The organism is Atopomonas hussainii, assembly GCF_900109735.1.
Taxonomy (GTDB): Bacteria; Pseudomonadota; Gammaproteobacteria; order Pseudomonadales; family Pseudomonadaceae; genus Atopomonas; species Atopomonas hussainii.
On record NZ_FOAS01000007.1, the window covers coordinates 123,379 to 137,184 of the forward strand.

Below are 13,806 nucleotides of genomic sequence, written 5' to 3' on the forward strand. Positions count from 1 at the left end.
GGCAGCCGTTTTTTTATCGCAGGCAAGCAGTTACTTCTTACCCAGCTTCTTCAGCTCTTCGTCGCGCAGTTCGCGGCGCAGAATCTTACCGACGTTGGTGGTCGGCAGGCTCTCGCGGAACTCGACGTAACGCGGCACCTTGTAGCCGGTGACGTTGGCACGCATGTGCTCGATCACTTGCTCTTTGGTCAGTGTCACGCCCGGCTTGGCGGCGATGAAGACTTTAATCGCTTCGCCAGACTTGTCATCCGGGATGCCCACGGCGGCAACCTGTACCACGCCCGGCAGAGTCACTAAGACGTCTTCCAGTTCGTTGGGGTACACGTTGAAGCCCGACACCAGAATCATGTCTTTCTTACGATCGACAATGCGCATGAAGCCGTCTTCTTGGATGATGGCGATGTCGCCGGTGCGCAGCCAGCCTTCGGCATCGAGCACTTCGTCGGTGGCTTCTGGGCGCTGCCAGTAGCCTTTCATCACTTGCGGGCCTTTCACACACAGCTCGCCCACTGCGCCGATGCCGAGGTCTTTGCCTTCGTCGTCGATAACCTTACACAGGGTCGACGGCGCCGGAATACCGATGGTGCCAATCTGGATGTTCTGCGGCGGGTTCACCGAGGCCACCGGGCTGGTTTCAGTCATGCCGTAGCCTTCGCAGATCGGGCTGCCGGTGACTTTCTGCCACAGCTCGGCGGTAGCCAACTGCAGTGCCATACCACCAGACAGGGTCAGCTTGAGACCGCTGAAGTCGAGCTTCTGGAAGTCTTCGTTATTGCACAGGGCAACGAACAAAGTATTCAGGCCAACAAAACCGGTGAAGCGGAACTTGCTCAGGTCTTTGACCATGGCCGGCAGGTCGCGCGGGTTGGTGATCAGCAGGTTGTGGTTACCAGTGATCATCATCGCCATGCAATGGAAGGTGAACGCGTAGATGTGGTACAGCGGCAGCGGCGCGACGATGATTTCGTTGCCTTCGCCCATACCGGAGGCCATCAGCGCCTTGGCTTGCAGCATGTTGGCGACCAAATTGCGGTGCGTCAGCATCGCGCCTTTGGCCACGCCAGTGGTGCCGCCGGTGTATTGCAGCACAGCAACGTCGCCACTGTCTGGGCTGGCTTCGGTGACCATCTGGCCAGCGCCTTTAGCCAGTGCATCGTTCAGCTTAACGGCACCCGGAATGCGGAACGGCGGGACCATTTTCTTCACGTGCTTAACCACAGTGTTGACCAGCAGACGCTTAAGCGCCGGCAGCATGTCGCCCACTTCGGTGATCACTACGTGACGAATGCCGGTCTTAGGTACCACTTGTTCAGCCAAGTGCGCCATGTTGGCCAAGCACACCAGCGCTTTAGCGCCGGAGTCATTGAACTGGTGTTCCATTTCCCGCGCGGTGTACAGCGGGTTGGTATTGACCACCACGAGGCCGGCGCGCATAGCACCAAATACCACGATGGGGTATTGCAGAACGTTCGGCATTTGCACGGCGATGCGGTCGCCGGGCTTTAAGTCGGTGTGCTTTTGCAGGTAAGCGGCAAAGGCAGCAGACAGTTGATAGAGCTCACCGTAAGTAATGGTGCGGCCCAGGTTGGTAAAGGCAGGCTTGTCAGCAAACTGCTCGCACGCTTGGCGAAACACGGCCTGAATGTTAGGGAACTGATCAGGGTTGATCTCGGTCGGGATACCAGCCGGATACTTGTCCGCCCAGAAGTTGTCGCTCATGTATCGCCCACTCCTCAAAAACTGAAGCAATGTCCATCCGCCGACTCACACACTGGTTCCGGCGGTTTGTTGTGATCATCTGGAATTTGGCGGCAACGGGCGCCAAAAACTGCCCGAGGTTAGCAGGATTTACCGCGAGCGCCTAGGCAGTAGAGCCTGCCGTACTGCCAGAAAGCGGCGAACGGCGCCGTGATTTAGCCAACAAAAACCCCGCATTTAGCCTAGACCAAATGCGGGGTTTGTTAGCGGTTTGAGCGTTTACGCGGGCGTGCTGTCGCGCAGCTCGCGGCGCAAGATTTTGCCCACCGGGGTCATCGGCAGGCTGTCGCGCAGCTCGTAGTGCTTGGGCATCTTGTAGCCGGTCAGATTGGCTTTGCAGTACTGCTTCAGCTCATCCACATCCAGCCCGCCTTCACGCGGCACGACAAACAACTTTACCGCCTCGCCCGAGCGGTCATCCGGCACGCCGATCACCGCACAGTTGGCGACTTTCGGGTGAGCACCGACCACGTCTTCGATCTCGTTGGGATAGACGTTAAAGCCGGACACGATCACCAAGTCTTTCTTGCGATCGACGATACGGGTAAAGCCGTCTTCATCAATGATCGCCACGTCGCCGGTACGCAGCCAGCCTTCGTTATCGAGGATTTCTGCGGTGGCTTCCGGGCGCTGCCAGTAGCCTTTCATCACCTGCGGGCCTTTCACGCACAGCTCGCCGCGCTCACCGATGGGCTGCTCGATGCCATCGTCATCAATCACCTTCAAGGTCGTGCCCGGCACCGGCACACCGACAGTGCCCAAACGCACCAGATCGCCATACGGGTTGGTGGTCACCACCGGCGCACACTCGGTTAGGCCGTAGCCTTCTACTACGGTACAGCCGGTCATCTTGTGCCAACGCTCGGCGGTGGCTTTCACCAAGGCGGTGCCGCCGGAGTTGGTGACTTTGAGGTTGGAGAAATCCAAGTCTTTAAACTCAGGATGCTCCATCAAGGCCACAAACAGGGTGTTCAGGCCCAGCAAGGCGGAGAAGCGCCACTGCTTTAGCTCTTTAATAAAGCCGGGAATATCGCGCGGGTTGGTGATCAGCACGTTGTGGTTGCCGGTCACCATCATGCACATGCAGTTCGCGGTGAAGGCATAGATGTGATAGAGCGGCAGTGGCGCAATCATCACTTCTTGACCTTCTTTAAGCAGCGGATGGCCGTCCGGGCCTTCCTGCGATAAGCAGGCATGAATCTGCTGCATATTGGCCACGAGGTTGCCGTGGGTCAGCATGGCGCCCTTCGACACGCCGGTGGTGCCGCCGGTGTATTGCAGCACGGCGATGTCTTCAAGATTGACCTGCACCGGCTTCAAGCTGCAGCCACGGCCCTTGGCCAACACCTGCTTAAACGGCAAGGCTTGCGGCAGCTGATACGGCGGGACCATTTTCTTCACGTGTTTGACCACGGTATTGATCAGCAGGCCTTTAAGGGCCGACTGCATATCGCCCATTTGCGCTTCGATCAGGTATTCGATCTGCGTATCGGCCAGCACTTCCTGCACCAGCGAGCCAAACAGGTTCACGTACACCAAGGCACGCACGCCGGCATCGGTGAACTGGTGGCGCATCTCGCGCGCGGTGTACAACGGGTTAGTGTTGACCACGATCAGCCCGGCGCGCATGGCACCGAACACGGCAATCGGGTACTGCAGAATATTCGGCATTTGCACGGCGATACGGTCGCCGGGCTTTAAATCGGTATGGTTTTGCAGGTAGCCGGCAAAGGCGGCCGACAGGCGGTCTAGCTCGGCGTACGTCAGGGTCACGCCCATGTTGCTAAAGGCGGGGCGGTCGGCGAAGCGCTTGCATGAGCGCTCAAACACTTCGACCACTGAATGGTATTGGCCAAGGTCCAGCTGGTCAGGGACACCCGCGGCGCGCTTGCCATTCCAGAATTCAGGTTGCATTGTTCTTGTTCCTCTTGACCTGATGCGATGGGCTCTTCATGAGCCATTGCACGTTAGCAGGCCGCTAAAAATCGGCCAAGAGGCGACCTCACCGATTGATCTGATGAATTATCATCACAAAACACAGAACGAAGACCTGAGCACAGGTACAAGGACATCCCCATGCGCCACGAAGGCTTTTGGCTCACCGCCCCCGACCACACCGACCTGCACATTAACCGCTGGTGCGGCGCTAGCGCCCCCAAGGCCGTGGTAATGATTGCCCACGGCATGGCTGAACACAGCCTGCGCTACGCACGCTTTGCCGAAAGCCTGACCAGCCAAGGGTTTGAGGTGTATGCCATCGACCAACGTGGGCATGGCGCCAGCGCCGAGCGCGGCGTACTGGGCCACTACGCCGACAGCGACGGCTGGGACAAAGTGGTGGGCGATCTGGCGCTGCTTAATCACCACATTCGTACCACGCACCCCAAAGCGCCCATCTTCCTGTTTGCCCACAGCATGGGCTCGTACATTGCCCAAGCCTACTTGATGCAGCACAGCTGCAGTCTGCAAGGGGCGATTTTGTCGGGCTCCAACTTTGGCGAGCCGCTGCAATTTAAGGCCGGCCGCTGGATTGCCAAGTTAGAAAAATGGCGCTTGGGCGGCCAAGGGCGCAGCAAGCTGATCGACTTTCTCTCTTTCGGCTCGTTCAACAAAGCCTTCAAGCCCACCCGTACTGGCTTTGACTGGCTGAGTCGCGAGCCTGAAGAAGTCGACAAATACGTCAACGACCCGCTGTGCGGCTTTATTTGCACCACCCAGCTGTGGATCGACCTGCTCGGTGGCCTGATTGAAATCAGCAGCGTCGAAGCGCTGCGCGCCATTGATGCAGACTTACCCATTATGGTGATCGGCGGCGCTAAAGACCCGGTCAGCGATGGCCAGCGCCTAGAAACGCTCGCCGCCAAGCTGCGCGAAGCGGGGCTCAAGAACGTGCAGCTGAACCTGTACCCCGAGGCGCGCCACGAATTACTCAACGAAACCAACCGCGCTGAAGTGACCGCCGAAGTACTCAGCTGGCTCGACGCCCGCCTAGAACATCAGCGCGCCTGCAGCCCTAAGGAAATGGCATGACTCAAGTCACCAGCTTTGCTTACGACCAACTGGACATCGGCCAACGCGCCGAGCTGCTACGCAGCGTTAGCGAACGCGACGTACAACTGTTTGCCGCCGTATCCGGCGACAACAACCCGGTGCATTTAGATGCCGAATACGCCGCCAGCACCTTATTTAAAGAGCAGATTGCCCACGGCATGTTTTCCGGCGCACTGATTAGCGCAGCGATTGCTTGCCAGCTGCCGGGGCCGGGGACGATTTATCTAGGCCAACACCTAAAATTCACCCGCCCGGTAAAACTCGGCGATACGCTAAAAGTGGAATTAGAAGTGCTGGAGAAACTGCCCAAAGGCCGCGTAAAGCTGGCCACGCGCGTGTTTAACCAGCTGGGCGAGCAAGTGGTGGATGGCGAAGCCGAAGTGCTAGCCCCGCGCAGCGCGCAAACGCTGGATATGCCGGCGATGCCCAAGGTCAGCATCGAGCCGTAAGCGCCCGGCAAAAAACGCAGACAAAAAAAGGGGCGGGGTAAACCCGCCCACTTTTTCTTCCCTGTTCCCTGCTTTGTCCTTCTCACCATCCTGGTGAAGCCGCGTCCTGCGGTGTCCTATCAGCGTCCTGCTGAAGCGCGTTGTCCTTGAACGCAGGGCTAGTGTCGCCCAAGCCCTGAGTTGCCGCAAACCACGCAAGATCGCTCTGCGGCACCCATCAGAGCCCCAAAAGAAAACCAAGAGCCCTTATATTTCAATAAGTTACAAGCCATACACGCTAACAGACGAACATCGCCGATAGGCTTTTGCTCACTCTGCTGACAGCGCGTGTCAGCAAATGCTTACAAAGCTTTAAGCCATTGGCTTGCAAACGGAGAAAACCGGCGCCCGCCAACACTTATAGCTTGCCGGCATTTTCCGCCAGATACTGCGCGACACCTTCGGCAGAAGCGGTCATCCCCTTGTCGCCCTTCTTCCAACCCGCCGGGCAGACTTCGCCGTGCTCTTCGGTGAATTGCAGGGCATCCACCAAGCGCAGTAACTCGTCCATGTTGCGCCCCAGCGGCAGGTCATTAACGATCTGCGAGCGCACCACGCCCTGCTTATCGATCAGAAACGCGCCACGAAACGCTACGCCACCGGCAGCCTCCACATCATAGGCACGGCAGATGTCGTGCTTAATGTCGGCGACTAAGGCGTACTTCACGGGGCCAATCCCGCCTTTGTCGACCGGCGTGTTGCGCCAAGCGCTGTGGGTGAACTGCGAGTCAATCGACACGCCAATCACCTCCACGCCACGGGCTTGAAACTCCGGCGTGCGGTGATCCAGCGCAATCAGCTCCGAAGGGCACACAAAGGTGAAGTCCAACGGATAGAAAAACACTAAGCCGTACTTGCCCTTAATGGCCTCGCTCAGCTTATAGCTGTCGACAATCTGGCCGTCAGCCAGCACTGCAGCAGCGTCGAAATCGGGTGCTTGTTTACCTACGAGAACGCTCATTCCATGCCTCCTAAGAGTTAACCGGCGCCAGCCATTGCGGCCACACCACGCCGCTCAGTATGGCAGACGTGCCGAGCCGCGCACGCCACTGATGCAAGACGGCCAACACACACACCAAAGGCCTATGGCACGGCGCTGTGAGTCATGGCCGCGCCGCTCGTCGGTGAGAATGACTATCAAAACAATAGTCTTTGACAATCATTCTCATTCTTTTTAGCATCCACTCAACACTGATTAGGAAGCTAGCTATGTACGTTTGTCTGTGTGAAGGCGTCACCGATACGCAACTGCGCAACGCAGTGGCTGACGGCTGCAATAGCTATAAAGAAGTGCGTTTAAAAACCGGCGTTGCCAGCCAATGCGGCCGCTGCGCCTGCCAAGCTAAGCAAGTGGTGCGTGATGCGCTGGCGGAGATGACCTTCGACTACGACTTGGCCTACCCTGCCGCCTGCGTGGCCGCCTAAACAACACACAAGCCTTTACCGCACCACAGGGTTAGCGCACCCTAGGGCCGATCGCCCACTTCTGGACTCCCTCTGTTATGCGCCGCTCTCTTGTTGCCTTGCTGTGCCTTAGCGTCTTCGCCCCCGCTAGCCTCGCCGCCAATTTGTCGGATTACCAACTCAACCGCACGCTCACTCAAGTGGCGAAACGCAGCAGCGAAGGCACACCGCGCGCCATCAACGAGTTCATTACCGATCAAGGTTATGCCGTGGAAGACATCATGCTGATCAACTACCTCAGCGTTGAGCCCCACCACGGCCAGCAAATGCAGCTCAATCGGCACAGCATGCGCGAACAACTGCGCAGCAGCGTGTGCAGCAATCAAGGCTTTCGGGAATTACTCAACCAAGGCGCCGTGCTGAGCTACCGCTTCAGCGAGCAGCACAGCAATCGCCCGCTGATTGAAGAACGCTTTACCGCTATCGACTGCCAGCTGTAAGCCCGCTCACTGGCCTTGCGGCGCGCCGGTTTGGCCGCGCAAATGGCGCATTTCCTCCATCACCTCTTCTAAGCGGCGCGAGCGGCGCACATGCCCCTCCAAGCGGCGCAGGCATTCGTCTTCAAGGCTTAGGCCATTGAGCCGCGCCGATTGTTGCAGCATGCGTAGCAACGCCGGCGCTACCTCCAATTTCAGTTCTGCCATGGCTAACCTCCGTGTCACAGACCTTTGTGCTTATCTGCATACACTGTAGAGCAGCGCTAAGCCGCGCAAGCAACAAACCGATGATCTGCATCAAAACACGCCTTGTTGACTGCGGCATGCTGTTAAAAAAGGAGGTTTTATGGCCCTGCTGACTTTTTACGGTGCGGTTCGTCAGGTGACTGGCTCGTGCTACTTGCTAGAAACCCACGAAGGCGCGCGCGTGCTGTTGGAGTGCGGCATGCACCAAGGCCTGCGCGATCAAGAGGCGCAGAACGCCGCGCCCTTCCCTTTCGACCCCAACAGCCTCGATGCGGTGGTGATTTCCCACGCGCACTTAGACCACAGCGGCCTGCTGCCCAAGCTCGCCAGCATGGGCTACAACAAGCCTATTTACGCGACCGAAGCGACCTGCGAACTGCTTGAACTGATGCTGCTCGATTCGGCGCATATTCAAGAAAAAGACGCCGAGTGGGAAAACCGCTGGCGCGCACGCCAAGGCCGTCCACCAGTGCAGCCTTTGTACACCACGCTAGAAACGGAAAAGGCGCTGAAATTACGCAGCCCCGTGCCCTACGGCAAAACCGTGCGCGTGGCCAAAGGCGTGGATATCACCTTCCATAACGCTGGGCATATTCTTGGCTCGGCGATTGTCGAGCTGGTGGTGCACGATCACGGCCTCACCCGACGCTTGGTGTTCTCCGGCGACTTAGGCAACGACTGCACACCGCTGATGCAAGACCCTACCTTCTTGCAAGACGCCGACTTGGTGATGCTCGAATCCACCTACGGCGATCGCGATCACCGCTGTAGCGAGGCCACCGAGCAAGAACTGCTCGAGATTCTCCAGCAAGCGCACCGCGATGGCGGCAACGTGCTGATTCCCTCGTTTGCCGTGGGCCGCACGCAAGACTTGTTATTCCACTTAGGACGTTTCTATCACCAAGGCAAACTGCCGCAGCAGGCAGTGTTTCTCGACAGCCCCATGGCGATTCGTGCCAACGCCATTTATTCGCGCTTCCGTGACCAGTTTAATGAGGCCGATAAGGCAGAAATCCGCAGCCAAGGCGCCGACACGCTGGAAAAATGGCTGCCCGTGCTGCGCTGCACGCCCAACGCCGAAGACTCCATGGCCATCAACCGCTTCAAAAGCGGCGTGATCATCATTGCCGGCAGCGGCATGTGCACCGGCGGGCGCATCACCCACCACTTCAAGCACAACCTGTGGCGCGAAGAATGCCACGTCGTGTTCCCCGGCTTTCAGGCCAAAGGCACGCTAGGACGGCGGATTGTCGATGGCGAGCCGGTGGTGCGCGTGCTGCATCAACGCTTAGCGGTAAAGGCGAAGATTCATACCCTAGGCGGCTTCTCCGCCCATGCCGGGCAAAATCAGCTGCTTGAGTGGGTCGGCCATTTCGACAAGCGCCCCGAGCTGTATCTGGTGCATGGCGAACTGGAAAAAACCAAGGCGCTACAGGCGGCGGTCAAACAGCACTTTGACTGGGATGCCAACATCCCCGAGCAGGACGAACAGATCGCCTTTTAAACCCGTCAGCACCGCTAACTCAGCAATCACAAGCGCGGCCCAGCAAACTTGGCCGCGCCTGTTAAGCTTTACGTAGGAGCTAACAGGAGTTTTCTATGCCCTACGAAACAGACGACTACCTTGCCCGCCACGTGCAGACCAGCGCCATCGACCTGCAAAAGCACGTGGATGAGCTGCTGCACCAAGCCGTACCCGCCGACAGCGCCAATTTTGATCTGTACCGCGAAATGCTCAGCACGGTGATTCGCATGGCGCAGGCCGACCGTGACCGCTGGGACGCCAAGATCATGCTGCAAACCCTGCGCGAGATGGAAGGCGCCTTCGCCATGCTGGCGCAGTTCAAACGCCGCCGCAAAGTCACCGTGTTCGGCTCGGCACGCACCCCGCAAGATCACCCGCTGTATGCCTTAGCGCGCGACCTTGGGCATACCCTGGCGCAATCCGAGCTGATGGTAATCACCGGCGCCGGCGACGGTATTATGGCCGCCGCTCACGAAGGCGCCGGCTATGAAAACAGCTTGGGCTTTAACATCACCCTGCCGTTTGAACAGCACGCCAACAAAACCGTGCACGGCACCAGCCATGTGCTGCCGTTTCACTTTTTCTTTCTGCGCAAACTGTTCTTTGTCAAAGAGGCCGACGGCCTAGTGCTGTGCCCCGGTGGCTTTGGCACGCTGGATGAAGCCCTAGAGGTGCTGACCCTGATCCAAACCGGCAAAAGCCCGCTGGTGCCGGTGGTCTTGCTGGACGCCCCCGAAGGCCGTTACTGGTTGGACGCGCTGGCCTTTATGCAAACCCAACTGCGCGATAACGGCTATATCTGCGCCAGCGACTTAAAGCTGATTCGCATTGCCACCACGCCGCAGCAAGCCGCCGAGGAAATTACCGGCTTCTACCGTAACTTCCACTCCTCGCGCTGGTTGAAAGACACCTTTGTGATCCGCATGAATCACGCACTCAATGAGCAAGCCATAGCTGAGTTAAAGCATGAGTTTGCTGATCTGTGTAACAGCCACGGTTTCACTCAGCAGCCTTACTCCAGCAGCGAAGCGGATGAACCGGAGTTTTCCGACATGATCCGTCTGGCCTTCCATTTCAATGGCCGCGACCATGGTCGCCTGCGTGAGCTGGTGGACTTTATTAACCAGCCGCAACACTGGAAGCAGTAGGCCTGACGGCCCAGCTGAGCAAAAATAACCGGCATAAAAAAAGGAGGCTCATGAGCCTCCTTTTTTAGTCGTCCTGTCCAGCGCGGGTAGCGCAGTGCTGATCTCGTTGCCTTGTGGGTAACGGCAGGCCGGATACTGCGAACGCCGGTAAGCGTAGCAGCTGGCAGTGCGCTGGTTGGCGACTGCGCTGAAGGACATGTGTCCCGGCCCTCAAGCTTGATGAGAATTCTAGAGCGCCACGCACGCAATTGCTGATCGAATATGGCACTATAAGGCCACAAATGAGCAATTAAATTCTCTCCTTAACCAGAAATCAGCAATCATGCACAACACCCAAGTAAATTCCCTGCAACTGGATCGCTACGACCTGCAGATTTTGCGCGAATTACAGCGCGATGCAGGCCTGAGCAACCAAGACTTGGCCGAACGCATCGGCCTGTCGGCTTCGCCCTGCTTGCGCCGTGTGCGTCAATTGGAAGAACAAGGCTTAATTCGTCGCCGCGTGGCGATTTTGGACCAGCGCAAACTGGGCCTGACGTTAAGCGCCTACGTGATGGTGAGCATGGATAAGCACACCCCCGACCGTTTCAGCCACTTTGAAGACGCGCTGGCTAAATGCCCCGAGGTGCTGGAGTGCTGCCTGATCACCGGCATGGAGGCCGACTACTTAATCAAAGTAGTCGCCACCGATATGGATCACTACCAGCAATTCTTGCTCGGCACCTTAACCCGCATTGAGGGCGTCTCCAGTGTGCGTTCGAGCTTTATCTTGCGTCCGGTACTGGAGTCTACGCAGTTACCCTTGGAGCACTTACGCCGCTAGAAATGCCGGTATAATCGCGCCCGGTTGAGTGCCGACGGTTCTGCAAGACGAGGTAATGCACGTGGAAAATTACGAAGCCATCGAACAGTGGCTGATGGTCGCGATGATCACCGGCTTGGTCGGTTTTATGGGCTTTATCGTGTGGGATTTGGCCAAACGCTCTAAAGCAGGTCGCTGGGGCACCCTAGTACTGTTCTTCGCGTTAGGCTTAGGCGTGCTCGGTTTTGTGATTAAAACTGTGGTGATTGAAAGCATGGAAGGCGGCTTTTAAGCGCCGTGCCAGCCAGCCCGCGCTACAGCTGCGCGGGCACCTCGCGCCACTGTCCGGGCGCTAAGTCATCTAGCTGCCACGGACCGACTTTCACCCGCACTAAGCGCAGGGTCGGCAGATTGACTGCCGCCGTCATACGCCGCACTTGGCGATTGCGCCCTTCACGAATAGTCAGCGACAACCAGCTGGTCGGTACGTTTTTGCGAAAGCGTACTGGCGGGTTACGGGGCCACAGCTCTGGCTCGGGCATGCACTCCACCACCGCCGGTAGCGTCCAGCCGTCTTTGAGTTCAACCCCTTTGCGCAGCTGACGCAGCTGCACATCACTCGGCTCACCTTCGACCTGTACCCAGTAGGTTTTTGCCAACTTGTGCGCAGGGTCGGCGATGCGTGCCTGCAACTGGCCATCGTTGGTGAGCAGCACAAGGCCTTCGCTATCACGATCGAGCCTGCCTGCCGGGTAAACCCCGCTCACGCTGACAAAATCCTTGAGCGTTTGCCGCCCTTGGCCATCGGTGAACTGGGTGAGCACATCAAAGGGCTTATTCAGCAGGATCAGCTTGGGCTCCAGCGGTGCTGGTTTGGCTTGGCGACGCGGTGCTGCCTTGGCCTGCCCCTTGCTGGCAGCGCGGGCCTTGGCAAAAGCGGCCCCCACTGTGGGCCGACGTGAACGCGGCATAACGCCCCCTGAATAAAAACGGCCGCCATTATGCCGCTGCTGCACGCGCAACCAAAGCGCCGCACGCTGCCGCTTAACGGAACGGTGGCTCGTCGAAACTGCGCAGCTTGCGCGAGTGCAGGTTATTCAGCTGGCCCTGTAAACGCTGCAAGGTGGCAATACCAATCGCTAAGTGTTGGCTCACCGCGCGCTGATAAAAGCCCGTAGCGGCGCCAGGCAGTTTGATTTCGCTGTGCAGTGGCTTATCCGACACGCACAGCAAGGTGCCGTAGGGCACTCGCAGGCGATAACCCTGCGCGGCGATGGTGCCGCTTTCCATGTCCACCGCCACCGCGCGCGACAGGTTAATCAGCGCCCGTTCGTGGGCCCAGTGCAGCTCCCAGTTGCGGTCGTCGTAGGTCAGCACAGTGCCGGTACGCAGACGTTTCTTCAGCGCATCGCCTTGCTCACCAGTGACTTGCGCGGCGGCTTCTTGCAGGGCTTGTTGCACTTCAGCCAGCGCGGGGATGGGAATATTCGGCGGTAGCACGCGGTCGAGAATGCCATCGCGGCGCATGTAGGCATGCGCCAGCACATAGTCGCCAATGGTCTGCGACTGACGCAGGCCGCCGCAGTGGCCAATCATCAGCCAACAATGCGGGCGCAGCACGGCCAAGTGATCGGTGATGTTTTTCGCATTCGCCGGCCCCACGCCAATATTGATTAAGGTGATGCCTTGGCTATCGCTGGTTTGCAGGTGGTAGGCGGGCATTTGAAAGCGGTGCCATTCCACGGCATCCACCAAGGCCTGCTGTTCGGCGGGGCTTTGCTCACGCGTGACCCGCACATTGCCGGGCAGCACCAGCGCCTGATAGCGCGTATCGCTGCGCAGTTGCTCCAGCGCATAACGAATGAACTGATCCACATAGCGGTGGTAGTTGGTGAGCAAAATCCACGGCTGCACCGTGCGCCAATCACTGCCGGTGTAATGCACGAGGCGGCGTAACGAAAAGTCGGTGCGCGCCGCATCGAACAGCGCCAGCGGCAAGCGCTCGTTATCGCTCCAGTCATACAGACCGTCGGCCACGCTATCACTGACGGTGGATAAATCCGCACTCGGGAAGACCCGCGCCAACTCGGCAGCACTGACGCCACTGCCGGCCAGCTCGTCGCTGCCTTCCATCACATACGGATAAGGAATGCATTGCTGACTAGCGCCGACCTCGACGGTGACGCTGAAGTCGGCCATCAGGGGCGTCAGCTGATCGAGCAAATAGCGTCGAAAGGCCTGCGGCTGGGTGACCGTGACTTGATACACGCCCGGCAACTGCACTTTGGCATACGCACGCACGGTGCTCGGCACTTCGCCCTGACAACGATAGGTCAGGCGCAGCTGCGGGTAACAAAACCGCTCGCGTTCGCTGCGACTGGGTTGGCGCCGACTGCGCAGGTATTCCGCCAAGGCTTGGCGTAAAGCGGCCTGCGCTTGTTGGTACAGATTATCGAGCCGCTGCACGGCTTCTTCTGCGGTGGCGACCACCACCATTTCGTGAATTAACACAGCACTCACGGGCTCACTCCCTCGCCGATTGTCGTCTTCAGTGTCGCCGTTTTAGCGCAGCCTTGCACCCTGCAGAGGGGTCATTTAATGAAGCTTATGTGACATGCGCGCAGGCTTGATGCAGGTCATCTTTTTAACACCATGGCCCTCTAGACTGGCGATAGACAAAGCTCAGGAGGATTGCCTCATGCACGTGACCGTTCGCCCCGAAGGGGATCTTTGGCTGGTGTGTTTTGCCAAGCAACGTATCCGCATGCCCAATCAGGCGGCGGCCGAGCAATTTGCCGAGCAGCTGCGCCAGCGCCTCAATGCGCCGCATCCGTGGCCGCGCATGCCGCTGGCCAAAGCCAGCTAACACTTGGCAGAGGCGGGGCCG

General features: G+C 58.4%; 15 protein-coding genes. 9 read left to right on the top strand and 6 right to left on the bottom strand.

Features of this window, described 5'->3' with window-relative positions; translation table 11 throughout:
- Positions 1-30 precede the first annotated feature (30 nt).
- Positions 31-1,719 (bottom strand): long-chain-fatty-acid--CoA ligase FadD1, encoded by a 1,689-nt coding sequence (gene fadD1, locus BMX80_RS08395; RefSeq protein ID WP_074867227.1) that lies wholly within the window; start codon positions 1,717-1,719, stop codon positions 31-33.
- A 258-nt stretch (positions 1,720-1,977) separates the two neighbouring features.
- Positions 1,978-3,672 carry a long-chain-fatty-acid--CoA ligase FadD2 gene (gene fadD2 / locus BMX80_RS08400; protein WP_074867229.1) on the bottom strand — a complete coding sequence of 565 codons (1,695 nt, stop codon included), beginning with the start codon at positions 3,670-3,672 and terminating at the stop codon, positions 1,978-1,980.
- A gap of 162 nt (positions 3,673-3,834) precedes the next feature.
- Between fadD2 and BMX80_RS08405 the strand changes: the two genes are divergently transcribed.
- Both BMX80_RS08405 and BMX80_RS08410 read left to right on the top strand, forming a co-directional pair.
- Positions 3,835-4,788 (top strand): alpha/beta hydrolase, encoded by a 954-nt coding sequence (locus BMX80_RS08405; protein WP_074867231.1) that lies wholly within the window; start codon positions 3,835-3,837, stop codon positions 4,786-4,788.
- Complete coding sequence (locus BMX80_RS08410; RefSeq protein ID WP_074867233.1) at positions 4,785-5,258, top strand: MaoC family dehydratase; 474 nt, start codon at positions 4,785-4,787, stop codon at positions 5,256-5,258. The genes BMX80_RS08405 and BMX80_RS08410 overlap by 4 nt, the downstream gene beginning before the upstream one ends.
- Positions 5,259-5,655: 397 nt before the next feature.
- Here BMX80_RS08410 and BMX80_RS08415 read toward each other — a convergent pair whose 3' ends face one another.
- On the bottom strand, positions 5,656-6,258 hold the full coding sequence (locus BMX80_RS08415) for a peroxiredoxin (RefSeq protein WP_071870770.1): 603 nt from the start codon (positions 6,256-6,258) through the stop codon (positions 5,656-5,658).
- 248 nt (positions 6,259-6,506) lie between these two features.
- Between BMX80_RS08415 and BMX80_RS08420 the strand changes: the two genes are divergently transcribed.
- Positions 6,507-6,722, top strand: coding sequence for a bacterioferritin-associated ferredoxin (locus tag BMX80_RS08420; protein WP_071870771.1), 216 nt, complete (start codon positions 6,507-6,509; stop codon positions 6,720-6,722).
- Positions 6,723-6,799: 77 nt separating this feature from the next.
- Positions 6,800-7,201 (top strand): PA3611 family quorum-sensing-regulated virulence factor, encoded by a 402-nt coding sequence (locus tag BMX80_RS08425; protein ID WP_071870772.1) that lies wholly within the window; start codon positions 6,800-6,802, stop codon positions 7,199-7,201.
- Positions 7,202-7,207: 6 nt separating this feature from the next.
- Here BMX80_RS08425 and BMX80_RS08430 read toward each other — a convergent pair whose 3' ends face one another.
- Complete coding sequence (locus tag BMX80_RS08430; RefSeq protein ID WP_074867235.1) at positions 7,208-7,405, bottom strand: hypothetical protein; 198 nt, start codon at positions 7,403-7,405, stop codon at positions 7,208-7,210.
- A gap of 139 nt (positions 7,406-7,544) precedes the next feature.
- On the opposite strand from BMX80_RS08430, the gene BMX80_RS08435 reads away from it, so the two are divergent.
- From BMX80_RS08435 to BMX80_RS08450, 4 genes are all read left to right on the top strand, one after another.
- On the top strand, positions 7,545-8,948 hold the full coding sequence (locus BMX80_RS08435; protein WP_074867237.1) for an MBL fold metallo-hydrolase RNA specificity domain-containing protein: 1,404 nt from the start codon (positions 7,545-7,547) through the stop codon (positions 8,946-8,948).
- A 95-nt stretch (positions 8,949-9,043) separates the two neighbouring features.
- Positions 9,044-10,117, top strand: a complete 1,074-nt coding sequence (locus BMX80_RS08440; RefSeq protein WP_074867239.1) for an LOG family protein — start codon at positions 9,044-9,046, stop codon at positions 10,115-10,117.
- Between the two features lie 322 nt (positions 10,118-10,439).
- Entirely contained in the window at positions 10,440-10,940 is a 501-nt protein-coding gene (locus BMX80_RS08445) for an Lrp/AsnC family transcriptional regulator (protein WP_071870776.1), read from the top strand.
- 55 nt (positions 10,941-10,995) lie between these two features.
- On the top strand, positions 10,996-11,211 hold the full coding sequence (locus BMX80_RS08450; protein WP_071870777.1) for a DUF2788 domain-containing protein: 216 nt from the start codon (positions 10,996-10,998) through the stop codon (positions 11,209-11,211).
- Between the two features lie 22 nt (positions 11,212-11,233).
- On the opposite strand, the gene BMX80_RS08455 is transcribed toward BMX80_RS08450, so the two are convergent.
- Positions 11,234-11,890 (bottom strand): pseudouridine synthase, encoded by a 657-nt coding sequence (locus BMX80_RS08455; RefSeq protein ID WP_083394279.1) that lies wholly within the window; start codon positions 11,888-11,890, stop codon positions 11,234-11,236.
- 73 nt (positions 11,891-11,963) lie between these two features.
- The gene (gene amn / locus BMX80_RS08460) at positions 11,964-13,415 is read right to left on the bottom strand and encodes an AMP nucleosidase (protein WP_071871085.1); all 1,452 of its coding nucleotides are present in this window, start codon (positions 13,413-13,415) and stop codon (positions 11,964-11,966) included.
- Positions 13,416-13,617: 202 nt separating this feature from the next.
- Between amn and BMX80_RS17825 the strand changes: the two genes are divergently transcribed.
- Positions 13,618-13,785 carry a hypothetical protein gene (locus tag BMX80_RS17825; RefSeq protein ID WP_175474891.1) on the top strand — a complete coding sequence of 56 codons (168 nt, stop codon included), beginning with the start codon at positions 13,618-13,620 and terminating at the stop codon, positions 13,783-13,785.
- Positions 13,786-13,806 lie beyond the last annotated feature (21 nt).